The sequence below is a fragment of the Microbacterium sp. Clip185 genome (genome assembly GCF_028743715.1).
Classification (GTDB): Bacteria; Actinomycetota; Actinomycetes; order Actinomycetales; family Microbacteriaceae; genus Microbacterium.
On record NZ_CP117996.1, the window covers coordinates 1,138,087 to 1,159,887 of the forward strand.

23 protein-coding genes are annotated in these 21,801 nt (G+C 69.8%); 19 read left to right on the forward strand and 4 right to left on the reverse strand.

Translation table 11 applies throughout. The annotated features are described in order from the left end of the window. The first annotated feature begins 8 nt into the window (after positions 1–8). From PQV94_RS05370 to dapF, 12 genes are all read left to right on the forward strand, one after another. On the forward strand, positions 9–503 hold the full coding sequence (locus PQV94_RS05370; protein WP_274287756.1) for a GNAT family N-acetyltransferase: 495 nt from the start codon (positions 9–11) through the stop codon (positions 501–503). A gap of 56 nt (positions 504–559) precedes the next feature. Continuing rightward, positions 560–3,253, forward strand: a complete 2,694-nt coding sequence (locus PQV94_RS05375) for an FtsK/SpoIIIE family DNA translocase (protein ID WP_274287757.1) — start codon at positions 560–562, stop codon at positions 3,251–3,253. Positions 3,254–3,280: 27 nt separating this feature from the next. After that, positions 3,281–3,865, forward strand: coding sequence for a CDP-diacylglycerol--glycerol-3-phosphate 3-phosphatidyltransferase (gene pgsA, locus PQV94_RS05380; RefSeq protein WP_274287758.1), 585 nt, complete (start codon positions 3,281–3,283; stop codon positions 3,863–3,865). 7 nt (positions 3,866–3,872) lie between these two features. Beyond that, a complete protein-coding gene (locus PQV94_RS05385) occupies positions 3,873–4,397 on the forward strand; it encodes a CinA family protein (protein ID WP_274287759.1) in 525 nt (174 codons plus the stop codon). Between the two features lie 140 nt (positions 4,398–4,537). After that, complete coding sequence (locus PQV94_RS05390; RefSeq protein WP_137416575.1) at positions 4,538–4,846, forward strand: helix-turn-helix domain-containing protein; 309 nt, start codon at positions 4,538–4,540, stop codon at positions 4,844–4,846. Next, positions 4,847–5,068, forward strand: coding sequence for a DUF3046 domain-containing protein (locus tag PQV94_RS05395; protein ID WP_234073228.1), 222 nt, complete (start codon positions 4,847–4,849; stop codon positions 5,066–5,068). Between the two features lie 226 nt (positions 5,069–5,294). Next, entirely contained in the window at positions 5,295–6,341 is a 1,047-nt protein-coding gene (recA, locus tag PQV94_RS05400; RefSeq protein WP_137416577.1) for a recombinase RecA, read from the forward strand. Then, positions 6,338–7,042, forward strand: coding sequence for a regulatory protein RecX (locus tag PQV94_RS05405; protein WP_274287760.1), 705 nt, complete (start codon positions 6,338–6,340; stop codon positions 7,040–7,042). Before recA ends, PQV94_RS05405 begins: the two co-directional genes overlap by 4 nt. A gap of 60 nt (positions 7,043–7,102) precedes the next feature. After that, complete coding sequence (gene miaB / locus PQV94_RS05410) at positions 7,103–8,647, forward strand: tRNA (N6-isopentenyl adenosine(37)-C2)-methylthiotransferase MiaB (protein ID WP_274287761.1); 1,545 nt, start codon at positions 7,103–7,105, stop codon at positions 8,645–8,647. Continuing rightward, the gene (gene miaA, locus PQV94_RS05415) at positions 8,647–9,558 is read left to right on the forward strand and encodes a tRNA (adenosine(37)-N6)-dimethylallyltransferase MiaA (protein ID WP_274287762.1); all 912 of its coding nucleotides are present in this window, start codon (positions 8,647–8,649) and stop codon (positions 9,556–9,558) included. The genes miaB and miaA overlap by 1 nt, the downstream gene beginning before the upstream one ends. Then, entirely contained in the window at positions 9,555–10,001 is a 447-nt protein-coding gene (locus PQV94_RS05420) for a GNAT family acetyltransferase (protein WP_274287763.1), read from the forward strand. The genes miaA and PQV94_RS05420 overlap by 4 nt, the downstream gene beginning before the upstream one ends. Before the next feature lie 9 nt (positions 10,002–10,010). Continuing rightward, the gene (gene dapF / locus PQV94_RS05425; protein WP_274287764.1) at positions 10,011–10,868 is read left to right on the forward strand and encodes a diaminopimelate epimerase; all 858 of its coding nucleotides are present in this window, start codon (positions 10,011–10,013) and stop codon (positions 10,866–10,868) included. Here the strand turns inward: dapF and PQV94_RS05430 are convergent. Both PQV94_RS05430 and PQV94_RS05435 read right to left on the reverse strand, forming a co-directional pair. Next, positions 10,865–12,079: an MFS transporter gene (locus tag PQV94_RS05430; RefSeq protein WP_274287765.1), complete on the reverse strand. Its 1,215-nt coding sequence runs from the start codon at positions 12,077–12,079 to the stop codon at positions 10,865–10,867. The genes dapF and PQV94_RS05430 overlap by 4 nt on opposite strands. 79 nt (positions 12,080–12,158) lie before the next feature. After that, complete coding sequence (locus tag PQV94_RS05435) at positions 12,159–12,800, reverse strand: class I SAM-dependent methyltransferase (RefSeq protein WP_274287766.1); 642 nt, start codon at positions 12,798–12,800, stop codon at positions 12,159–12,161. A gap of 75 nt (positions 12,801–12,875) precedes the next feature. Here PQV94_RS05435 and hflX point away from each other — a divergent pair, with 75 nt between their 5' ends. Then, positions 12,876–14,390: a GTPase HflX gene (gene hflX / locus PQV94_RS05440; protein ID WP_274287767.1), complete on the forward strand. Its 1,515-nt coding sequence runs from the start codon at positions 12,876–12,878 to the stop codon at positions 14,388–14,390. Between the two features lie 7 nt (positions 14,391–14,397). Here hflX and PQV94_RS05445 read toward each other — a convergent pair whose 3' ends face one another. Next, positions 14,398–16,533, reverse strand: coding sequence for a S9 family peptidase (locus PQV94_RS05445; RefSeq protein WP_274287768.1), 2,136 nt, complete (start codon positions 16,531–16,533; stop codon positions 14,398–14,400). 59 nt (positions 16,534–16,592) lie between these two features. Further along, a complete protein-coding gene (lexA, locus tag PQV94_RS05450; RefSeq protein ID WP_274287769.1) occupies positions 16,593–17,264 on the reverse strand; it encodes a transcriptional repressor LexA in 672 nt (223 codons plus the stop codon). A 249-nt stretch (positions 17,265–17,513) separates the two neighbouring features. Between lexA and PQV94_RS05455 the strand changes: the two genes are divergently transcribed. Genes PQV94_RS05455 through PQV94_RS05480 form a run of 6 tightly spaced genes read left to right on the forward strand, consistent with a single transcriptional unit; the run spans position 17,514 to position 21,801 of the window. Then, positions 17,514–17,867: a LysM peptidoglycan-binding domain-containing protein gene (locus PQV94_RS05455; protein ID WP_274287770.1), complete on the forward strand. Its 354-nt coding sequence runs from the start codon at positions 17,514–17,516 to the stop codon at positions 17,865–17,867. A 28-nt stretch (positions 17,868–17,895) separates the two neighbouring features. Continuing rightward, positions 17,896–18,981 (forward strand): histidinol-phosphate transaminase, encoded by a 1,086-nt coding sequence (locus PQV94_RS05460; protein WP_443192709.1) that lies wholly within the window; start codon positions 17,896–17,898, stop codon positions 18,979–18,981. Further along, positions 18,978–19,595, forward strand: a complete 618-nt coding sequence (gene hisB / locus PQV94_RS05465) for an imidazoleglycerol-phosphate dehydratase HisB (protein WP_274287772.1) — start codon at positions 18,978–18,980, stop codon at positions 19,593–19,595. The genes PQV94_RS05460 and hisB overlap by 4 nt, the downstream gene beginning before the upstream one ends. Further along, positions 19,592–20,236 (forward strand): imidazole glycerol phosphate synthase subunit HisH, encoded by a 645-nt coding sequence (gene hisH, locus PQV94_RS05470; protein WP_274287773.1) that lies wholly within the window; start codon positions 19,592–19,594, stop codon positions 20,234–20,236. The genes hisB and hisH overlap by 4 nt, the downstream gene beginning before the upstream one ends. A gap of 58 nt (positions 20,237–20,294) precedes the next feature. Beyond that, entirely contained in the window at positions 20,295–21,041 is a 747-nt protein-coding gene (gene priA / locus PQV94_RS05475; protein WP_274287774.1) for a bifunctional 1-(5-phosphoribosyl)-5-((5-phosphoribosylamino)methylideneamino)imidazole-4-carboxamide isomerase/phosphoribosylanthranilate isomerase PriA, read from the forward strand. After that, positions 21,025–21,801, forward strand: coding sequence for an SseB family protein (locus PQV94_RS05480; RefSeq protein ID WP_274287775.1), 777 nt, complete (start codon positions 21,025–21,027; stop codon positions 21,799–21,801). Before priA ends, PQV94_RS05480 begins: the two co-directional genes overlap by 17 nt.

Here is a 21,801-nt window from a genome sequence, read left to right on the forward strand (position 1 = left end):
ATCCGGGCATGCCCGCGAGCTTCCGGATCCGCGCCGCCGAACAGCCGGACGGCGTCTTCCTCGCGGACATGGTGGTCGAGGCCGCGAACTGGCGGCCCGGCGCCGCGCGCCCGCGGCACGAGATCCTCGCGGCACCCGAGCATGCCCGCTACATCTCGGGGTGGAAGCGCCCGGGCGATACGGGCTTGGTCGCCGTGAGCCCGGAGAACGAGGCGATCGGTGCCGCGTGGTACCGGATGCTGCCGCGCACCGAGCCCGGGTTCGGGTACGTCGGGACCGGAGTGCCCGAGCTCGTGATCGGCGTACGCCCTCTCTGGCGCGCCCACGGCGTCGGACGCGCCCTGTTGCAGCAGTTGGTGGCGGCGGCGCGCGTCGAGGGCTACGCACGCCTGAGCCTCAGCGTCGAGCGCGACAACTTCGCCGCGACCCTCTACCGCTCCGAGGGTTTCGCCGTCACCTCGCCCGCCCAGGGACGCGACACCATGGTGCGTCGCCTGCGCTGAGGCGCTTCGCCGCGTGGCTACCGGCCGCTGTCGCGGGTCGGATCTACCGTGGGATCATGGCCCGCAGTACCGCCTCGACGCGTCGCGCCCCCGCGAAGGGCGGGACCTCGCGCGCGCGCAAACCCGAACCCGCTCCCAAGCGCTACGTGGGTGAGGACGAGCGACCCTCGGTCGCCGTCCGCGCCTGGATGGGACTCGCGCACCTCACGGGCGGACTGTTCCGCACGTTCGGGCCGGAGACGCTCGAGAAAGACCAGCGCCGCGACGGGTTCCCGTTCCTGCTCGTACTCCTCGCGGTCGCCGGTGCGGTCATCGAGTGGTTCTTCATCGGCACCGACGTCTCTGCGGCCATCAGCGCGTACTCCATCGGCGGGCTCGTCGGCAGGGTCTCCTTCATCCTCCCGGTCTTTCTCGTCCTGCTGGCCGGTTGGCTGTTCCGCCATCCCGCGTCGGTGCACGACAACGGACGTATCGGGATCGGCTTCGCGCTCTTCATTCTGACGATCGCGGGCTTCTGCCATGTTCTCGGCGGTCGCCCGCAGCCCTCGTCGGGCCTTCCGGCGCTCAGCACCGCGGGCGGTCTGTTCGGTTGGATGGCGGGGGAGCCCCTCGCGCTGCTGCTCCAGCCGGTCGGCGCGGGCATCGTGCTGACGCTCCTCGCGGTGCTCAGCGTGCTCATCCTCACTCGCACGCCCCCGAACCGCATCGGTCGCCGCCTGGGCGACCTGTACGCGTGGATGTTCGGCGCCGAGCGGCACGAGCCGGTCGAGAAGCCCGATCGCGCGAAGGATGCGGCGGCCGCTGCCGACGACGATGCGACAGAGGCGATGCCGTGGTGGCGTCGCAACAAGACCGGGCGCGAGCAGGACCCCGACGACGGTGCCGGATCGCAGGATCTCACCGAGCTGCTGTTCACCGACACTCCGGTCTCCGGAGGCTTCGACAACGCCCTCGAGCCCGCGCGCCCCGCGCCGCCTCTGCCGGGCGCGCCGGATGCGCTCACCGAGGTCATCGACCCCTCGGTGATCGCCGCGGCGGAACGCGCGGTCGCCGACAGTCGTGCCGCTGCGGGTCTGCAGGACGACGGGGACTCCGGTCCGCAGCCCACCCTCGACGGCATCGAGGGCTTCGGTGGCAGCGGTGATCGCGTTCCGCCGGCGGCCTCCTATTCCCTGCCCTCGGTCGCCTCCCTCGCGGCGGGGTCTGCACCGAAGACCCGTTCCGAGGCCAACGACGCGGTCGTGCGCGCCATCATGGGCGTGTTCGAGCAGTTCAAGGTCGACGCGAAGGTCACGGGCTTCTCGCGCGGACCCACCGTCACGCAGTACGAGGTCGAGGTCGGACCGGGAGTGAAGGTTGAGCGCATCACCGCGCTGACCAACAACATCGCGTACGCGGTCGCCTCCAACGAGGTGCGCATCCTCGCGCCGATCCCCGGCAAGAGCGCCATCGGCGTCGAGATCCCGAATACCGACCGCGAGATCGTGACGCTGGGCGACGTGCTGCGTTCGCAGAACGCGCTGCAGTCCACGCATCCGATGACGATCGGCGTGGGCAAGGATGTGGGCGGCGGCTTCGTCGTCGCGAACCTTGCGAAGATGCCGCACCTCCTGGTCGCCGGCTCCACCGGCTCCGGAAAGTCGAGCTTCGTCAACTCGATGATCACGAGCCTGCTCATGCGCTCGAAGCCGTCCGAGGTGCGGATGGTGCTGATCGATCCGAAGCGCGTGGAGCTCACCTCCTACGCCGGAGTCCCGCACCTCATCACGCCCATCATCACGAACCCGAAGAAGGCGGCCGAGGCGCTGCAGTGGGTCGTGAAAGAGATGGACATGCGGTACGACGACCTCGCGTCGTTCGGGTTCCGCCACATCGACGACTTCAACAAAGCGGTCGTCGCCGGGCAGATCCAGCTGCCCCCGGGCAGCGAGCGCGTGCTGAAGCCGTATCCGTACCTGCTCGTCGTGGTCGACGAGCTCGCCGACCTCATGATGGTCGCGCCGCGCGACGTCGAAGACTCGATCGTTCGCATCACCCAGCTGGCGCGTGCGAGCGGCATCCACCTGGTGCTGGCGACGCAGCGTCCGAGCGTCGACGTCGTCACGGGCCTCATCAAGGCCAACGTGCCCTCGCGTCTCGCCTTCGCCGTCACCAGCGTCACCGACTCCCGGGTCATCCTCGATCAGCCGGGCGCCGACCGGTTGATCGGTCAGGGAGACGGCCTCTTCCTGCCCATGGGCGCGTCCAAGGCCATCCGCGTGCAGGGTGCCTGGGTCAGCGAGCCGGAGATCGAGAAGGTCGTGCAGCACGTCACCGGCCAGGCCCGCCCCGAGTATCGGGCGGATGTCGCGGCGGTCACCGAGAAGAAGGAGATCGACGCCGACATCGGTGACGACCTCGAGCTCCTGCTCGCTGCGGCCGAGCTCGTCGTGGGCACGCAGTTCGGATCGACCTCGATGCTCCAGCGCAAGCTGCGTGTCGGCTTCGCCAAGGCCGGACGCCTCATGGACCTCATGGAGTCTCGCGAGATCGTGGGTCCGTCCGAGGGGTCCAAGGCTCGTGATGTTCTGGTGACGCCTGAGCAGCTGCCCGGTGTCCTCGCTCGCCTACGCGGCGAGGATCCGCCCGCCGGCGCTGGCACCGATGACCGTTATGGGCCGGATGCGGTGGACTCGCAGTTCGACGGCCTCGAGGTGGTCGACGGCGATGAGGGCTCCGAGGACGCCTGGAGCCTCACCGGGCGCGACTGAACGTTCCCGGCTCGCTAGGCTCGCATCGTGGCGGTTCCCCGACAGCTTCCCAACGCGATCACGATCGTGCGCATCCTGTGCGCGCCGGTCTTCCTCTGGCTCCTGCTGGCCGACGCCGGCGAGGGCGGTGGGATGCGGTGGGCGGCGACGGTGCTGTTCATCGTCGCGATCGCCACCGACGGCATCGACGGCTACCTCGCCCGGCGCTATGAGATCGTCACCGATCTCGGCAAGCTCCTGGACCCGATCGCCGACAAGGCGCTCACCGGATGCGCCTTCGTGGGCCTGTCCATCCTCGGAGAGTTGCCCTGGTGGGTGACCATCGTCGTGCTCGTGCGCGAGGTCGGCATCACCGTGTATCGCTTCGCTGTCGTCAGCGACCACGTCCTGGCCGCCGCCTGGATGGGCAAGCTCAAGACGGTGGCTCAGGCCGTGGCCCTCTCGCTGGCACTCGCTCCGCTCGCCCCTCTGGTGGGCGAATGGATCCACGTGGTGAACACCATCACGATGTGGATCGCTGTCATCCTCACGATCGCCAGCGGAATCGACTACGTCATCAGCGAGGTGAGAGGGCGCCGTGCGCGCCGCCCGGGAGACGACCATGTCGGATGAACGCTTCATGGAAGACAACGCCCTCGACGAGCAGACCTCGATCGTCGGCGGTCGACGCACGGATGCCGAGCACATCGTCGAGCGCCTCGGCGAACTGGGCTGGACCATCGGCATCGCCGAGTCGCTGACCGGCGGAGAGGTGTGCAGTCAGCTGGTCGCGGTCGCCGGCGCATCGAGAGTCGTGCGCGGCGGCATCGTCGCCTACGCCACCGAGCTCAAGCACCGCCTGCTCGGCGTCGACGCTCTCGTGCTGGAGCTGGGCGGTCCGGTGCAGGCGAAGGTGGCGCGCCAGATGGCCGAGGGGGTGCGAGACGCGGTCGCGGTGGACGGTGCGGCGGCCGACGTCGGTGTCGCGACAACGGGTATCGCCGGACCCACCTCATCCGACGGGCAGCCCGTCGGTACCGTGTTCGTCGCGGTCTCCACACCCCTGGGCACCCGCGTGGAACTGTTGCAGCTCGAGGGCGATCGTGATCAGATCCGTCAGCGCACCGCACGTCGTGCGCTGCGAATGGTGCTCGAAGCGCTCTGAGGGAACAGATCGGGTTACCACTGGGTTACGTTGTGCGATTCTCATCCGTCACCCAGCGGCGCGGGATTAGATTGGCCGCACGCACTGTTGTAGCGTTATGCACCCGGTGCACGACGGATTCGGTAAAAGGAGGGCTCGAAATGATCCTGGTACGTCATGAGATCGGCGAAGTCCTTCGTGAGCTCCGTCAGCAGAAGGGGCGCACCCTTCGGCAGGTCGCCAGCCGCGCGAGTGTCGCGCTGGGATACCTGAGCGAGGTCGAGCGCGGACAGAAGGAAGCCTCGAGCGAGATCCTCGGTGCCGTGGCCGAGGCGCTGGATGTTCCCATCTCCACGATCATGCGTGAGGTCTCCGACCGACTCTCGGTGCTGGAGGGCATCAACTCCTTCCCGGATGTCGTGCCGGACGAGCTCGTCGCTATGGCCTCTCCCGAACTCTCGCTGCGCTGAATGCGCCGCAGCGAGTTCGATCGCGCCGTCCGGGACGAGTTCGGCTCGCGCGGAGCGTATCTGGTCGATGACCTCGTGCTCGCCGGCGCCGGCGATCGCACGGCGGCGCAAGCATTGGCCGCGGGCGAGCCCACACGCGACGTGTGGCTCGCGCTGTGCGCGGAGATGGATGTGCCGCCGAACCGGCGGTACGGAGTGGGGCGGCTCGAACCGCGGCGCTGACGACGGCGTGTCGTCGAAGATCTGTTCGATTCACGCGTAGTGTTCTGCACAGACGGCGTCCGAGGGATGTCTGTCCACGGATGCGGAGCATTCCGACGCGATGTCGGAGGCCCTGCCTACCGTGGGAGATGTCGCAACGACACGTACGCCTTGCCGCCGAAGCCGGACCCTGTGCCGGGCGGAGCGGCAGCCTACAGGCGACCGACATCGAGCAGAAGGAACCCTCATGCCCTCACCCGCAGACCGCGAGAAAGCCCTCGAATCGGCGCTCGCCCTGATCGACCGGCAGTTCGGAAAGGGCTCGGTCATGCGACTGGGCAGCGAAGACCGCGCCCCGGTCGAGATCATCCCGACAGGTTCCATCGCGCTGGATGTCGCACTCGGCGTCGGCGGACTGCCGCGTGGACGCATCATCGAGATCTACGGTCCCGAATCCTCCGGTAAGACCACACTCACCCTGCATGCGATCGCCAACGCGCAGCGCGCGGGCGGAATCGCCGCCTTCATAGACGCCGAGCATGCGCTCGACCCCGACTACGCCAAGAAGCTCGGTGTCGACATCGACCAGCTCCTGGTGTCGCAGCCCGACACGGGAGAGCAGGCTCTCGAGATCGCCGACATGCTGGTGCGCTCGGGCGCCATCGACCTCGTCGTCATCGACTCGGTCGCAGCCCTCGTGCCCAAGGCGGAGATCGAGGGCGAGATGGGCGACAGTCACGTCGGTCTGCAGGCGCGCCTCATGTCGCAGGCGCTGCGCAAGCTGACAGGTGGTCTGAACCAGACGAAGACCACCGCGATCTTCATCAACCAGCTCCGCGAGAAGATCGGCGTGTTCTTCGGATCGCCGGAGACGACCGCGGGTGGTAAGGCGCTCAAGTTCTACGCGTCGGTCCGCCTCGACATCCGTCGCATCGAGACGCTGAAGGACGGCACGGAGGCGGTGGGTAACCGCACCCGTGTCAAGGTCGTCAAGAACAAGATGGCGCCGCCCTTCAAGCAGGCCGAGTTCGACATCCTGTTCGGTACCGGCATCTCCCGCGAGGGAAGCCTGATCGACTTCGGTGTCGACCAGGGCATCGTCAAGAAGTCGGGTTCCTGGTTCACCTACGACGGCGAGCAGCTGGGTCAGGGCAAGGAGAACGCCCGTAACTTCCTGCGCAACAACGCCGACGTCGCCGCGGAGATCGAGCAGAAGATCAAGACCAAGCTCGGTATCGGCCCCGTCGTCGAGGCGCCGGTCGAAGACGAGCTGGCTCAGCGTCGCCCGGCATGACCCGTGAGGACGACCGGGGCGAGGGGGAGACCCTCGCCCCGGTGATCCCGCTCTTCGGTGAGCGCTCGGCGGCCGCCGCGTCGTCTCGCGAGGAGTCGGTACCGCGGGCGCGTCGCCCGTTCTTCGCCCCCGAACCTGATGACGCCCCGGACGCTCCGGCATCCGGTCGGCCGTTCGAGGTCGACATCGATTCCGAAGGGGGTGATGCGGCCATCGCGCAGGCGGCGTCGGACGCGTTGCTACGGAAGCTGCGGTCGCGGTCCTTCTCCGAACGCGAAGCGCGCACCTTCCTCGCTCAGCACGAGCTCTCGAGCGACGCCGTCGAGGACATCGTGGCGGACTTCCTCCGCCTGTCCTACCTCGACGACGCGGCGCTGGCGGAGCAGCTGGTGCACGTCGGTGTCTCCCGAAAGGGCGAAGGGCGCATGGCGATCGCGCAGGCGATGGCCCGCCGCGGCATCCCGCGCGACGTCGCCGATGCCGCTCTGGACGCCGTGGGCGATGACGACGCCGAGCGCGCCCTCGAGTTCGCGCGTCGCAAGGCGACGTCGATCGGCGGCCGGGACGACGAGGCGGCGTTGCGCCGGCTCGTCGGTCAGCTCGCGCGCCGCGGCTATCCGTCATCGGTGGCGATGACCGCGGCGAGGCAGGCCCTCGCCGAGGCGCGGCGTCCGGCCGCCCGCGGTCCCCGCTTCGACTGAACGGACGTCGCGTCCGCCTGCGGTGCCGGTCGATCACGCGAACGTAGAATGGCTCCCATCATGACGATCCCCTCGAGCGCTCCGACCCTCATCGCCGCCTCGCCCGCCGCGCTCGACGCGGACGGCCGCGCGCGGACCTACGAGGTGCGTACTTTCGGCTGCCAGATGAACGTGCACGACTCCGAGCGTCTCTCGGGATCGTTGGAGTCCGCGGGCTACGTGCCGGCCGAGCCCGGCGCCGAGGCCGACGTCGTGGTGATCAACACGTGCGCCGTGCGCGACAATGCCGCCGGCAAGCTCTACGGAACGCTCGGGCACCTGAAGTCGCGCAAGAGTGCGCACGCGGGGATGCAGATCGCCGTCGGCGGCTGCCTGGCGCAGATGGACAAGCAGACGGTCGTCGACAAGGCCCCATGGGTGGATGTCGTCTTCGGTACCCACAACATGGGATCGCTGCCGAAGCTCCTCGAGCGAGCGCGGCACAACGAGGAGGCCGAGCTCGAGATCCTCGAATCCCTCGACGTCTTCCCCTCGACGCTGCCCACGAAGCGCGACAGCGTGTACAGCGGCTGGGTCTCGATCTCGGTGGGCTGCAACAACACCTGCACGTTCTGCATCGTCCCGAGCCTTCGCGGTAAGGAGAAGGACCGCCGCCCCGGCGACATCCTGAGCGAGATCCGGCTGCTGGTCGATGACGGCGCGATCGAGGTCACGCTGCTCGGTCAGAATGTGAACTCCTACGGGGTGGAGTTCGGTGATCGTCAGGCGTTCGGCAAGCTCCTGCGCGCCGCAGGGGAGATCGAGGGTCTGGAGCGGATCCGCTTCACGAGCCCTCATCCCGCAGCCTTCACCGACGACGTCATCGACGCGATGGCGGAGACGCCCGCGGTCATGCCGCAGCTGCACATGCCGCTGCAGTCCGGCAGCGACCGCATCCTCAAAGCCATGCGCCGCTCGTACCGTTCGGAGCGCTTCCTCGGCATCCTCGATCGGGTGCGCGCGCGCATTCCGCACGCTGCGATCTCCACCGACATCATCGTCGGTTTCCCGGGCGAGACCGAAGAGGACTTCCAGGAGACGCTGCGGGTCGTCGAACAGGCGCGGTTCGCGAGCGCCTTCACGTTCCAGTACTCGATCCGCGAAGGCACACCCGCCGCCACGATGGACGAGCAGGTGCCGAAGGAGATCGTGCAGGAGCGTTACGAGCGCCTCGTCGCCCTGCAGGAGCGCATCAGCCTCGAGGAGAACCAGAAGCAGGTGGGTCGCCGCCTCGACGTGCTCGTCTCCGCCGGCGAGGGCAAGAAGGACGCGGCCACGCGGCGACTGACCGGTCGCGCCGAAGACAATCGACTGGTGCACTTCGAGGTCCCCGACGGCTCGCCGGTGCCGCGCCCCGGCGATGTCGTCTCGGTCGTCGTCACGCACGCGGCGCCCTTCCATCTGCTGGCCGATTCGCCGGACGGCGCCCCGCTCGCGATCCGGCGCACACGTTCGGGCGATGCATGGGATCGCGCCGAGGCCGATTCCTGCGGCGTGCCCGCTCCCGCCGGCTCGGGCCCGAAGGCGGTCTCCCTGGGTCTTCCGTCGCTGCGTCGGGATCAGTGATGTCCGTGCCCCGGCTGTGGATCGTGGCCGGGGCCACCGGCACGGGCAAGACCGGGATCTCGCTCGCGCTGGCCGAGGAGCTCGCAGCGCGAGGCCGCACGGCCGAGATCGTCAACGCGGACGCCATGCAGCTGTATCGCGGCATGGACATCGGAACGGCGAAGCTACCCGTCGCCGAGCGACGCGGAATCCCTCACCACCTCTTCGACGTGCTCGAGGTCGCCGAAGAAGCCGCAGTTGCGGACTACCAGCCGCGAGCACGGCAGACGATCGAGGCGATCAACGCCCGCGGGTCTGATGCGATCCTCGTCGGAGGCTCGGGACTGTACGTGTCCGCCGTCGCGTACGACTTCCGCTTTCCTCCCCGCGACGAAGCGCTGCGCCGGGCGCTGGAGGCGGAGCTGGACGAGGTCGGACCCGGTGTGCTGTACGAGCGCCTGCGCAGCGTCGATCCTGCCACCGCGGAACGCGTCGACCCGCACAACGGCCGGCGCATCGTGCGGGCGCTCGAGATCCTGGCGCAGGGCGCCACGACGCACGGCGCTGCGCTGCCCGAAGACCCCCGTCTGTGGCACCCGCGGACGCACCTGCTGGTCGCGCATGAAGAGCGGGACGTCCTCGTGCCCCGTCTGGACGCCCGCGTCGATCAGATGTGGCGTGACGGCCTGCTCGACGAGGTCGCAGCCCTGCGCGAGCGCGGACTCGACAGGGGCGTCACGGCGCGCAGGGCCATCGGGTATGCGCAGGCCATCGGGGAGCTCGACGGTCGGTTGAGCCGCGACGAGGCCATCGCTCGGACACAGGCGCTCACCCGTCGCTACGCGCGACGCCAGGTCTCCTGGTTCCGCCGCTACACAGCCGCCCGCCGCGTCACAGCGGGAATGGCAGTCGCGGATATCGTCGACGGGTGACGACGCTCCGCATCCGCCCCTTCGCGACCTCCGACACCGAGGCGGTCGTGGCGCTCTGGCGCGAAGCGGGCCTGACCCGGCCGTGGAACGATCCGTACCGCGACATCGAGCGCAAGCTCACCGTGCAACCGGAGCTCTTCCTCGTCGCGACACGCGGGGAACGTGTCTGCGGCTCGGTCATGGCCGGCTACGACGGCCACCGCGGCTGGCTGTACTACCTGGCGGTCGACTCTGCCGACCGGGGGATCGGGGTGGGGCGTCGACTGGTCCGAGAGGCCGAGGAGCGACTGACGGCGCTGGGATGTCCGAAGGTCCAGCTCATGGTCCGCCCCGAGAACTCCCGGACGCGCGGGTTCTACGCGGCCCTGGGGTACGAGGACTTCGACACCTGGGCCACCGGGAAGCGCCTCATCGCCGACGAACCAGGCCCGCCCCGCCCGTAGACTGGCGGAATGTCGCGCACGCTCCCGTTCACCAAGGGCCACGGAACCGGGAACGACTTCGTGATTCTCTCCGATCCCGACGGAGAGCTCGAGCTCAGTGACCATCAGATCGCCGTTCTCTGCGATCGTCGATTCGGTATCGGCGCCGACGGACTACTTCGGGTGGTGCGCTCCGCGCGGATCCCCGAGGGTGCAGCCGCCGCTCGGGCCGGCGCCGAGTGGTTCATGGACTACCGCAACGCCGACGGATCGAAGGCCGAGATGTGCGGCAACGGCACCCGTGTGTTCGCGCGCTTCCTCGAGGATCAGGGTTTCGCGTCCCTCGACGTGCCGCTCGGCATCGGCACCCGTGCCGGCGTCAAGACGCTCACGCGCAGTGAACGCGGCTTCGAGGTGGATCTGGGGCAGTGGGTCGTCGACGAGAACGACGTGCTCGTGCGTGCCCGCGGTCTGGATGTGGCGCGTCCGGGCCAGCCGGTGGACGTCGGAAACCCGCACGTCGTCGTGGCGCTGTCCTCCGAGGCCGAGCTGGAAGCGCTCGATCTGACGGTGCAGCCCCTCCTCGACCCGCAGCCTCCCGCCGGCGCCAACATCGAGTTCGTCGTGCCGAGTGATCCCCTCGTGGTGGGTGGCGTCGGCGGCATCCGGATGCGGGTCTTCGAGCGGGGTGTCGGAGAGACCCTCAGCTGCGGCACCGGCGTGGCTGCCGCAGCTCTCGCGGTGCGCCACTGGGCAGGGCCCGCGGCGCCGGACGCGTGGGTCGTGGATGTACCCGGAGGGACGCTGGGCGTGCGCATGCACGAGGGGCACGTGCTGCTGTCCGGGCCCGCCTCACTCGTCTTCCACGGCGAGGTGACGCTCGCCTAACGGGATGCGGTGCGTGCGCGGCCCTTCGCGGCGGCGGCGCCCACGAGGCCCATCACGAGCAGGATGAGGGTGGCGGTGAGCACGGGCGCGAAGCCCGCGGCGGCTCCCAGGTTCTGCGCGAGGAGGCCGGACAGAGCGGAGCCCGCGGCGATCCCGAGGACGATACCGCTCGTGGTGAGGGTCAGCAGGATGCCTGCCCGTCCCTCGTCGGCGGCTTCGCCCACGACGCGGAAGATCGTCAGCAGAAGAGGGCCCTGGAAGGCGCCTGCGACAAGGCCCGCGCCGACGATCCAGACGACATCGTCGGCCACGAGCATGAGCGACGCTCCCACCATCATCCCGCCCGCGGCCACGCTCCATCGGGTCCAGGTGCCCACCCGCTCCGGGATCAGCACCATCGACAGCGTGGTGATCGCCGAGCCGACCGCCATGACGGCGTAGAGGAGCGCACCCGCATCCGGGATGCCGACGCGCTCGGCGAAGGCCGTGAGACCGGTCTGGCTCCCGCCGAAGAACGTCCCCATCGCCAGCATCCCGACGAGCGCGGCGACCAGCAGGGTCCGCCGTCCCGCCGGTGCCGCGCGCCGAGGCGGCGCGTGGCGCCGGCGCGGGACGCTGCGGTGCGTGCGGTGCACGGCGAACTGCGTCGCGAAGGCGACCACGAGTCCACCCGCCAGCAGGGTGGCCGCCTGCGGGGATACGAACGCGGCCGTCAGGCCCACTATGGCGGGCCCGAAGATGTAGGAGATCTCGTCGATGACGCCTTCGAAGGCGAAGGCGGTCGGCAGATCGTCGGGCGCGAGGGAGAGCCACCGCGTGCGGGAGAACGCGCCGACCTGCGGCAGGCTCAGCCCGATTCCGGCGGCGAGGGCGACCGTCCAGCCGTCGGAGACGTGTCCTGCGCCCCACGTCAGGAGAAGGAGCAGAGCCACGTGCACGACGACGCCTGCGAGCAGCACCGGGCGCTGTCCGATGCGGTCGGCGATCGCGCCGGAGGCGGGAGCGCCCACGGCCTCACCGATGGCGGCGGCCGCTGCGGCGAAGCCGCCGACGGCGATCGAACCGGTAGCGGAGGTCACGAGCGTCAGGACGGCGAGCGGGACCATCGACAGCGGAAGGCGCCCAAGGCTCGTGGCGACGAGGTAGTCCCAGCCGGCGATGCGCGGCAGGGCGCGGTACGAGCGGATGCCGACGGAGGAGGGGGAGGGCATACGGGAACTCCGATCGGCGCATCCCCCGCCCGAACTGCGCCCTCAGCCCATCAGTCGTTGTGAGGCGAGCGTATCACCGTCAGGGCAGCGGGATGGGAGCGGTGATCTCGGCCCCGTGGCGACGGATCTTGAGCACGCGGAAGCCGCGCGCCGTCGCGGTGCGGTGCACGCTGAAGCCGGCGGGGAAGGATGCGGCCAGCCAGCGCTGGAGCGAATCAGCGCCCAGATTGCGCGCGACCACGAGCCACGCGTCCGAGCGCTCGTCCAGTCGCGGGATCCACCGCTCGAGCATGCCGTGCAACTCGTTCTTGCCGACACGGATCGGGGGATTCGATCGGATGGTGCGGAAGGCGATGTCGTCGGGAACATCGTCGGGGGTCACCGCGTTGATGTTGCTGAGGCCGAGGTTCTCCGCGTTGCGGCGGACGAGATCGAGCGCCCGTTGGTTCACATCGACCGCCCACACCGTGGCGTGGGGCGACGCGAGCGCCAGCGAGAGTGAGATCGGGCCCCAGCCGCATCCGAGATCGAGGAAGTGCCCCCCGGCCGGCGGCGGCGGCGTGTTGCTCAGCAGCACCGCGGTGCCCGCATCCAGTCGATCCGGGCTGAACACTCCGCCGGCCGTCGTCACATCGATGTCGCGACCGGCCACGGTCACACGGATGGTGCGGAGGTTCTCGGGACTGGCGGGTGACGCGGTGAAGTAGTGGTCACTCCCCATACACGAAGCGTAGCGGTAAGTCCCCGAAGGCGGGAGGCTAGAGTGAGCGGGCGCGAGACGCCCCGAAAGGAAACGATGACAGAAACACCCCCGTCCACCGACGAGCAGCGGCTCGACGACGTCGACCGGGTGCTCTCGCGAGCGGACGCTCGCGCCAGGATGCGCGGCCCCGTGGCCGGAGCGCAGGCGCTGCAGGATGCGGCGACCGTCGCCGACGGCTTCGACGACGGTGAGCAGTTCGACCGTGAGGAACGTCAGGCATTGCGCCGCGTCGGCGGTCTGTCGACCGAACTCGAGGACGTCACGGAGGTCGAGTACCGCCAGCTGCGGCTCGAGAACGTCGTGCTCGTGGGCGTTCACCCGCAAGGTGCGACCGAGGACGCCGAGAACTCGCTGCGCGAGCTCGCGGCTCTCGCCGAGACCGCGGGTGCCGTCGTGCTCGACGGTGTGCTCCAGCGCCGCCCGCATCCTGATCCCGCGACCTACATCGGCCGCGGAAAGGCGGAGGAGCTGCGTGACATCGTCGCCGCTGTCGGCGCCGACACCGTCATCGCCGACACGGAGCTCGCTGCGAGCCAACGGCGTGCGCTCGAGGATGTCGTCAAGGTGAAGGTGATCGATCGCACCACGGTGATCCTCGACATCTTCAGCCAGCACGCGAAGAGCCGCGAGGGCAAGGCACAGGTCGAGCTCGCGCAGCTCGAATACCTCCTGCCGCGCCTGCGCGGTTGGGGTGAGTCGATGAGCCGGCAGGCCGGTGGCCAGGTCGGAGCCGGCGGCGCCGGTATGGGCTCGCGCGGACCCGGTGAGACGAAGATCGAGCTCGATCGCCGCCGCATCCGCACCCGGATGGCGCAGCTGCGCCGTCAGATCCGTGATTTCGCCCCTGCCCGCGACGCCAAGCGCGCCGAGCGCAAGCGCAACACGATCCCCGCGGTGGCGATCGCCGGGTACACGAACGCCGGCAAGTCGAGCCTCCTGAACCGTCTGACGCGCGCCGGCGTCCTCGTGGAGAACGCCCTGTTCGCCACGCTGGATGCCACCGTTCGACGCTCGGTGACCGAGGATGGGCGCATCTACACGTTGACCGACACTGTCGGTTTCGTGCGTAACCTCCCCCACCAGCTGGTCGAGGCGTTCCGCTCGACGCTCGAAGAGGTCGGCGACGCCGACGTCATCGTGCATGTCGTCGACGGCTCGCATCCCGATCCCGCCGCCCAGCTCGCAACCGTTCACGACGTGATCGGCGATGTCGGCGCACGTGACACGCGGGAGATCGTCGTGTTCAACAAGGCCGACCTCATCGACGACGACACCCGGCTCCTGCTGCGCGGTCTCGTGCCGTCAGCGGTGTTCGTGTCGTCGCGCACAGGCGAAGGCATCGACGAGCTCCGTCGGGTCATCGAGGACGCGCTGCCGCTCCCGGAGGTCGAGCTGCGGGTCCTGCTGCCCTACGACCGCGGCGATCTCGTTTCGGCCGTGCATGAGCACGGGATGATCTACGAGGAGACGCACGAGGCGGAGGGCACGGCCCTGCACGCCCGCGTCGGCGCGGCACTTGCCGGCAGGCTCGAGGCCTTCCTCGCCTGAGTGTGCCTCATTCGCCGTCGAGGGCCGGAAGGAGCACGAAGAGTTCCGGATCGTCCGTCGTCGCGGTGAAGCCCGCCCGCCGCAGGGCCTCGGTCCACTCGGATGTGTGTGGGCGGGCGAAGAGGGGCCGCAGGGGCTCGCTGGAGACGACGATGCGAAGGTCGCGTTCCGCGTGCTCGGCCTCGCTCGCCGCCTCGATGAACACCTCACGCCCATCCGTGCCGTCGGCGACGCGCAACGCGCCGATCGAGAGCGGAAGCTCGGGCGCATCCGCGGTGAACCCGAAGACCTCGCCGAGGAAGGCCAGTTCCGAGGTGAGAGCGTCGATCGTCGTCTCGCGGCGTCGGAACCCGTGTCCCTCGCCCTCGTACAGGACGTACGCGTGAGGCACACCGTGCTGGCGCAGAGCGTCGCGGATGGCCTCGGCCTGGGCAGGTGGGACGACGCGATCCTCGGTGCCCTGCAGGATCAGCAGAGGCACGCGGAAGCGCTCGGGGTGCGTCAGAGGAGAGCGTTCGATGTAGACCTCCTCCGCCTCCGGCAGCGGCCCGATGAGCCCGTCGAGATAGCGCGACTCGAAGTCGTGCGTATCCGCCACGAGCGCGCGAGCATCGCCGACGCCATAACGGGAGACTCCCGCCGCGAAGACGTCGCCGCGCGCGAGCGCCGAGAGCACGGTCCAGCCGCCGGCGGACCCTCCCTCGATCGCGAGCCGGTCCGGGTCCGCGAGACCCGCCTCGGCGAGGTATCGGGCCGCCGTGATCACGTCGTCCACGTCGGCGACGCCCCACTGGCCACGCAGCCGCTCACGGTAGCTGCGCCCGTAGCCGGTCGAGCCGGAGTAGTTGACGTCGAGGACTCCGATGCCCCGGCTCGTGAAGAACGCGATCTTGCGGGATGCGGCGGGGCCCACGTGGGCGGTCGGCCCGCCGTGCACCCACACCAGGCAGGGCGCGAGCTCGTCGTCGGGACCGCGCAGCTCGGGGTGGGTCGGCGGATAGAAGTATGCGTGCACGGGTCCGTGGACGCCGTCAGCGGTCAGGGCGCGGGGCAGGGGCAGCCACGGCTCGAGAGCGGAGAGGTCGTCGCCGGCCAGGCGTTGCGGCGCCGTAGCACCGTCCGCATCCACGAGCCAGAGCCCGAGCGGGGAGGATGCGGAAGCCGTCGTGATCAGCAGACGCGTTCCCCGCGCATCCTCGAGGAAGGTCTGCGAGGCGTCGTCGACCCCGACGGAGCGGGACGTGCCGTCGGCGGGATCGATCACCACGACGGAGTCCTCGCCGTTCGTGCGCACCGCGGCGATCCGTCCGTCTTCGAGGGGAGCGAACCACCGCATCCCGAGCGTCCACAGCGCGCCGCCGGTGTCGGCGTCGTCGTGGGTGAGCGCGCTGCGCTCTCCTGTATCCGTGCGCACGCGCTGCACCTGCCACCGTCCCGAGACGTCGTCGAGGTAGAGCAGTTCGTCGGAAGCGGTCCACACCGGCTGGAGCGCCGACGCAGCGCCGTCCGTCACGCTGATCGCATCGGCGACCACTCCGTCGCGCAGCCGCCCGACATACAGGCGCGTGCGGTCCCATGGCAGATCGGGGTGGTTCCAGCCGATCCACGCGAGATGACGGCCGTCGGGCGACACCGCGGGCTGGGCGACGAAGTCGTCACCGCGCGCGACGACCCGAGCACCGGCGCCGTCCAGCGAGATCTCGACGATCGCGCGCTCGCCGCCGGATACGGCGGTGCGCTCGCGCACCGCGAGCAGTCGGCCGGACGCCCACACGAGGCCGCCGAACGCCGTGCCGACCTCCTCTGCCGTGAGCGGGGTCGGGGCGCCGTCCGTGCCGAGGAGGTAGACGCGCTGATCGCTTCCTTCCACGAAGAACAGTCGCCCGTCCTCAGCCGCGCACCACGCGCCGCCGCCGTACTCGTGCACCCGGGACCGGGCGCTCCAGGGAGCAGGAAGGACGTCCGCAGTCCGGCCGTCGCGCCGGCGGCGCACCGCCATGCGGCCGCCCTCCTCCGGCACCGACTGCGCCCACCAGATCTCCTCGCCGATGAACCGCGCACCGTCGAAGCGCGTGGAGGCGCTCGCGACGTCGGCGGCCGAGACGGGCGAGGGCCAGGAACCGTAGGGGATGGGGGCGGTCATCCCCCCACGCTACGCGGCAGCCCGGGGCCCGCCCAGCGGAACGGGCGAGAGTCGGCGACTCAGACCGCGCGCATCAGAGCGACGACTTTGCCGAGGACGACGGCATCGTCGCCGAGGATCGGCTCGAAGGCCGTGTTGCGCGGCAGCAGCCACACGTGTCCGTCGCGGCGCCGGAAGGTCTTGACCGTCGCCTCTCCGTCGAGCATCGCGGCGACGATGTCGCCGTTCTCGGCCGTCGGCTGCGAACGGACCACGACCCAGTCGCCGTCGCAGATCGCCGCGTCGATCATCGAGTCTCCCGACACCTTCAGCATGAACAGGTCTCCCTTGCCCACGAGCTGCCGGGGCAACGGGAAGATCTCCTCGACGTGCTGGTCGGCGGTGATCGGCACACCCGCCGCGATCCGCCCCACGAGCGGGACGAGAGCCGCGTCGCCCACGGCGGGTGCCGCGTCGGCCGGGTTCTCCGCGGCGGTGCCCGGCAGATCGATCAGGACCTCCATGGCGCGCGTCTTGCCGGGGTCGCGGCGGAGATAGCCGGAGAGCTCGAGCTGGTTTAGCTGGTGCGTGACGCTCGAGAGCGACTTCAGTCCCACCGCGTCGCCGATCTCACGCATGCTCGGCGGGTAGCCGTGGCGCGCGATCGAGTGCTGGATGACCTCGAGGATCGCGAGCTGCTTGTCGCTGAGGCTCTTGCGCCGGCGGGTCTGCGGCTTCTGGTTGGTGGCCATGCGGCGCTCCCGTCGGCTCTGCTCCGTTCGAATGTCGGAGGTCGGTGATTCGGTGTCTTCAGCCAAACCGTAGCGGGAATCGGCGGCGATCCAGTCCTTGCGCAGGGCGTGTCGTCTTCGAAACTCAGCCGGTTCGGCGATCGCTTGACAGTACCGTAAATCGAAGATAGCTTCGGAAGAGAAGTTCGTACCCGGCGCTCCCGGCCGGAGGGCCGGGTACGAATCTCTTCCCGTCCTGAAGGAGTCGTCATGAGCACGATCGAGTTCGCCGCACCCGTCGCCACCCGCCTGCGTCTGACCGCACGCGGCCGTCGGGTGCTCGCCTGGCTCGTCGCTCTGCCCATCGTCGCGGCGCTCGCCGTCGGTGTGATCAGCGGCGGATCCGCGCTCGCCTCTCGCGAGCCCGGGGCGGACGCCGGCTCGTTCGAGATGGTGACCGTGATGGCGGGGGAGTCGTTGTGGTCGATCGCGGAGGAGGTCGCCCCCCAGGACGACCCGCGCGACGTCGTCGACGCGATCATGCGGCTCAACACGCTGCCGGGTGCGCAGGTGAGCGCCGGTCAGCGATTGGCGATCCCCGCGGAGTACACCTCGGGCGAGTGAGGCACTGCGCGGTTCTACGATGGACCGCGTGACGATCAGCTTCGACGATTTGCCGATCCGCGACGACCTGCGCGGGCTCAAGCCCTACGGTGCCCCCCAGGCGCCGCTTCCGGTGGCGTTGAACGTCAACGAGAACACGCATCCCGTCCCGTCAGACGTGGCGGCCGATATCCTCGCCTCGATCGGCGCCGCCCTCGAACAGGTCAACCGCTACCCCGACCGTGAGTTCACACACTTGCGCGAGGCGTTCGCCGGCTATCTCGGCGGCGGCCTCACGGCGGAACAGATCTGGGCGGCGAACGGATCCAACGAGGTTCTGCAGCACGTGCTGCAGGCGTTCGCGGGTCCGGGGCGCACGGCCTTCGGCTTCGCCCCCACGTATTCGATGTATCCGCTGCTCACGCGGGCGACGGGGGCGAGCTGGATCGCCGGCACGCGGGCCGAGGACTACAGTCTGAGCGCCGCATCCGCCGCGGAGCAGGTGCGCCAGGCCGACCCCGACGTGATCTTCCTCTGTGCTCCGAACAATCCCACCGGCACGCCCATGACGCTCGACGTCATCGAGGCGGTGTACGCGGCCAGCCGCGGCATCGTCATCGTGGACGAGGCGTATCAGGAGTTCGCCCCTCGGGACACCCCGTCCGCGGTCTCCCTTCTGCCGGGCCGCGAGCGCCTGGTCGTGTCCCGCACGATGAGCAAGGCGTTCGCCTTCGCCGGTGCGCGGGTGGGCTATCTGGCCGCCGATCCCGCCGTCGTCGACGCTCTCCGCCTGGTGCGGCTGCCCTACCACCTCAGTGCGCTCACCCAGGCGGCGGCCGAGGCGGCACTGCGCCACGCCGACACGATGCTCGGCATGGTCGACGAGATCGTCGCCCAGCGCGACCGCATCAGCCGCGAGCTGACGGCGATGGGGTACCGCCCGCACGAGTCCTGGACCAACTTCGTCCTGTTCGGCGGCGTCGCCGACCCCGCGGCGGTGTGGCAGGCGCTCTACGAGCGCGGCGTGCTCATCCGCGACGTCGGCATCCCCGGTCACCTGCGCGTCACCGCCGGTACCGAGGCCGAGACGACGGCGTTCTTGGCGGCCATGGCGTCGATAGACTCGCAGGCATGACTGCGCAGCCCGCATCGCACCGCACCGCCGAGCTCAGCCGGGCCACGAGCGAGTCGCAGATCGAGCTCTCGCTCGACCTCGACGGCACGGGCAAGAGCTCGATCTCGACGAGCGTTCCGTTCTTCGACCACCTGTTGACGGCATTCGCCAAGCACTCCCTCACCGACCTGACGGTGCGGGCCACGGGCGACACCCACATCGACGCGCACCACACGGTGGAAGATGTCTCGATCGTTCTCGGTCAGGCCATCCGCGCCGCACTGGGGGACAAGAGCGGCATCGCGCGCTACGGCGACGCGCTCGTGCCCCTCGACGAGGCGCTCGCACAGGCGGTCGTCGACATCAGCGGTCGTCCCTACCTCGTCCACGACGGTGAGCCCGAAGGGTACGCCCTCCACCTGATCGGCGGTCACTTCACCGGCTCCCTCGTGCGGCACGCGTTCGAGGCCATCGCCTACAACGCCGCCCTCACGGTGCACGTCCGCGTGCTCGGCGGTCGCGACCCGCACCACATCGCCGAGGCGGAGTTCAAGGCGTTCGCACGTGCCTTCCGCCAGGCCAAGGCCCTCGACCCGCTCGTCGACGGCATTCCCAGCACAAAGGGTGCGCTATGAGCGACGCGCCGCTGGTAGCCGTCCTCGACTACGGATCGGGCAATGTCCACTCCGCCGTCAAGGCGCTGGCCGCAGCCGGCGCCGACGCACGGCTGACTGCCGACCGCGGTCTCATTCAGGATGCGGATGGCCTGCTCGTTCCGGGTGTGGGAGCGTTCCGAGCGGTGGCAGAGGCTCTGCGCGCCAGCAAGGGCGATGAGCTCATCGGCCGGCGGCTGGCCGGTGGACGCGCGGTGCTGGGCATCTGCGTCGGGATGCAGGTGCTCTTCGAGCACGGCGTCGAGCGTGGTGACGCGACCGACGGTCTGGGGGAGTGGCCAGGCGCCGTGACCGAGCTCGACGCGCCCGTGCTGCCGCACATGGGCTGGAACACGGTCTCGCCGGACCCCGGCTCGCGCCTGTTCGCGGGTCTCGAGGACGAGCGCTTCTACTTCGTGCACTCCTTCGCGGCGCAGCAGTGGACGATGCCCCCTCAGGCCCCGTTCGCCGAGCCGATGCTGACATGGACCACGCACGGCTCCCCGTTCCTGGCCGCGGTGGAGAACGGACCGCTCAGCGCCACCCAGTTCCACCCCGAGAAGTCGGGGGCTGCGGGCATCCGCCTGCTCGCCAATTGGATCAGCACGCTGCGACCCCAGTAGTCTCTTACCTCGTGCCGCACGCCGGGGAACCACCGGGTGCGCGAGCGCACGAGGAGCCATGAACGATTTCGCGTCCACCCCTGAACTCATCCTTCTGCCGGCGGTCGATGTCGCCGACGGGAAGGCCGTCCGCCTCACCCAGGGTGAGGCCGGTAGCGAGACCAGCTACGGCGACCCGGTCGATGCCGCCGTGGAATGGGCCAGGCAGGGTGCGCAGTGGATCCACCTGGTGGATCTTGACGCCGCCTTCGGCCGCGGCAGCAACGCGGCCGTGATGCGTCGGGTCATCAAGCAGGTGAAGGGCGTCCAGGTCGAGCTGTCGGGCGGGATCCGTGACGACGAGAGCCTCGACGCCGCCCTCGAGTCGGGGGCTGCGCGCATCAACCTCGGCACGGCTGCGTTGGAGAACCCCGAGTGGGCGGCCGACGTCATCGGCCGCTACGGCGAGGCCGTCGCCGTCGGCCTCGATGTGCGCGGCACGACGCTCGCCGCGCGTGGTTGGACCCGCGAGGGCGGCGACCTCTGGGCCGTGCTCGACCGTCTGGAGGATGCCGGCTGCAGCCGCTACGTCGTGACCGACGTCACGAAGGACGGCACACTGCGCGGCCCCAACGTGGAACTGCTGCGCGAGGTCACCGCACGCACCCCCAAGCCGGTCGTCGCATCGGGTGGGATCTCGAGCCTCGACGACATCGCCGCGCTCCGCGAGCTGGTGCCGCTGGGTGTCGAGGGTGCCATCGTGGGCAAGGCCCTCTACGCCGGCGCATTCACGCTGGCCGAGGCGCTGGATGTCGCAGGACGCTGACGCGAGCTGCGGACACGACTCCGCGGGGGTCCCCTGGGAGGGGCGCCGTTTCCAGCCGAACACTCACGCGGGTGACGACGGCTCCGCGGATGCGGCGCTGTTCGCTGCGCTGACAGCCTTTCGTGCGGGGGAGGGCGACGCGGTCGCCGTCGTCGAGGCCTATCGTCGTGCGCGCCTGCTGATCCCTCTCATCGCCGAGAAGGGGGAGGAGGGCACCGCTCCGAGCGGGCTTCGCGTCGACAAGACGCAGGAGCTGTCGATCGTCACGGTCGCCGGACCCGACGGACGCCGCGTCCTACCGGTGTTCAGCTCCGTCGAGACCATGGCCCGGTGGGATCGATCCGCCAGGCCCGTCCCCGCCGACGGTGTCCGCACCGCCCTTGCTGCCGCGGGGGACGACACGGATCTGATCGTCATCGATCCAGGCTCGCCGACGGAGTTCGTGCTGCGCAGGCCGGCTGTGTGGGCGATCGGCCAGGGACACCCGTGGGAGCCCAGCCCCGTGTCGCCCGAGGTCTTCGCCGGGCTGCAGGAGAGCATCGGCGGTGAACTCGCCGTGCTCGACCTGTCGGTCGCCGCGGGCGACCCGGACGCGCGTCTGCGGGGGCCTGAGCTGATCGTCGAACTGCTCTTGGTCGATGGTCTCGACAAGGAGCAGCTCGACGCGGTCCTGGCCCGCCTGGCCCGCCGCTGGTCACTCGATGACCGCATCGCGGTGCTCGTCGACTCGTTGACGGTCAAGCTCCGCCGGTCGCGCTGA

What these genes read in the sequence shown, in the direction of transcription:
- PQV94_RS05370 (WP_274287756.1), top strand. Translation starts at nt 9, where the DNA reads ATGCCCGCGAGCTTCCGGATCCGCGCCGCCGAACAGCCGGACGGCGTC.
- PQV94_RS05375 (WP_274287757.1), top strand. Translation starts at nt 560, where the DNA reads ATGGCCCGCAGTACCGCCTCGACGCGTCGCGCCCCCGCGAAGGGCGGG.
- PQV94_RS05385 (WP_274287759.1), top strand. Translation starts at nt 3,873, where the DNA reads ATGGAAGACAACGCCCTCGACGAGCAGACCTCGATCGTCGGCGGTCGA.
- PQV94_RS05390 (WP_137416575.1), top strand. Translation starts at nt 4,538, where the DNA reads ATGATCCTGGTACGTCATGAGATCGGCGAAGTCCTTCGTGAGCTCCGT.
- PQV94_RS05395 (WP_234073228.1), top strand. Translation starts at nt 4,847, where the DNA reads ATGCGCCGCAGCGAGTTCGATCGCGCCGTCCGGGACGAGTTCGGCTCG.
- recA (WP_137416577.1), top strand. Translation starts at nt 5,295, where the DNA reads ATGCCCTCACCCGCAGACCGCGAGAAAGCCCTCGAATCGGCGCTCGCC.
- PQV94_RS05405 (WP_274287760.1), top strand. Translation starts at nt 6,338, where the DNA reads ATGACCCGTGAGGACGACCGGGGCGAGGGGGAGACCCTCGCCCCGGTG.
- miaB (WP_274287761.1), top strand. Translation starts at nt 7,103, where the DNA reads ATGACGATCCCCTCGAGCGCTCCGACCCTCATCGCCGCCTCGCCCGCC.
- miaA (WP_274287762.1), top strand. Translation starts at nt 8,647, where the DNA reads ATGTCCGTGCCCCGGCTGTGGATCGTGGCCGGGGCCACCGGCACGGGC.
- dapF (WP_274287764.1), top strand. Translation starts at nt 10,011, where the DNA reads ATGTCGCGCACGCTCCCGTTCACCAAGGGCCACGGAACCGGGAACGAC.
- PQV94_RS05430 (WP_274287765.1), bottom strand. Translation starts at nt 12,079, where the DNA reads ATGCCCTCCCCCTCCTCCGTCGGCATCCGCTCGTACCGCGCCCTGCCG.
- PQV94_RS05435 (WP_274287766.1), bottom strand. Translation starts at nt 12,800, where the DNA reads ATGGGGAGTGACCACTACTTCACCGCGTCACCCGCCAGTCCCGAGAAC.
- hflX (WP_274287767.1), top strand. Translation starts at nt 12,876, where the DNA reads ATGACAGAAACACCCCCGTCCACCGACGAGCAGCGGCTCGACGACGTC.
- PQV94_RS05445 (WP_274287768.1), bottom strand. Translation starts at nt 16,533, where the DNA reads ATGACCGCCCCCATCCCCTACGGTTCCTGGCCCTCGCCCGTCTCGGCC.
- lexA (WP_274287769.1), bottom strand. Translation starts at nt 17,264, where the DNA reads ATGGCCACCAACCAGAAGCCGCAGACCCGCCGGCGCAAGAGCCTCAGC.
- PQV94_RS05455 (WP_274287770.1), top strand. Translation starts at nt 17,514, where the DNA reads ATGAGCACGATCGAGTTCGCCGCACCCGTCGCCACCCGCCTGCGTCTG.
- hisB (WP_274287772.1), top strand. Translation starts at nt 18,978, where the DNA reads ATGACTGCGCAGCCCGCATCGCACCGCACCGCCGAGCTCAGCCGGGCC.
- hisH (WP_274287773.1), top strand. Translation starts at nt 19,592, where the DNA reads ATGAGCGACGCGCCGCTGGTAGCCGTCCTCGACTACGGATCGGGCAAT.
- priA (WP_274287774.1), top strand. Translation starts at nt 20,295, where the DNA reads ATGAACGATTTCGCGTCCACCCCTGAACTCATCCTTCTGCCGGCGGTC.
- PQV94_RS05480 (WP_274287775.1), top strand. Translation starts at nt 21,025, where the DNA reads ATGTCGCAGGACGCTGACGCGAGCTGCGGACACGACTCCGCGGGGGTC.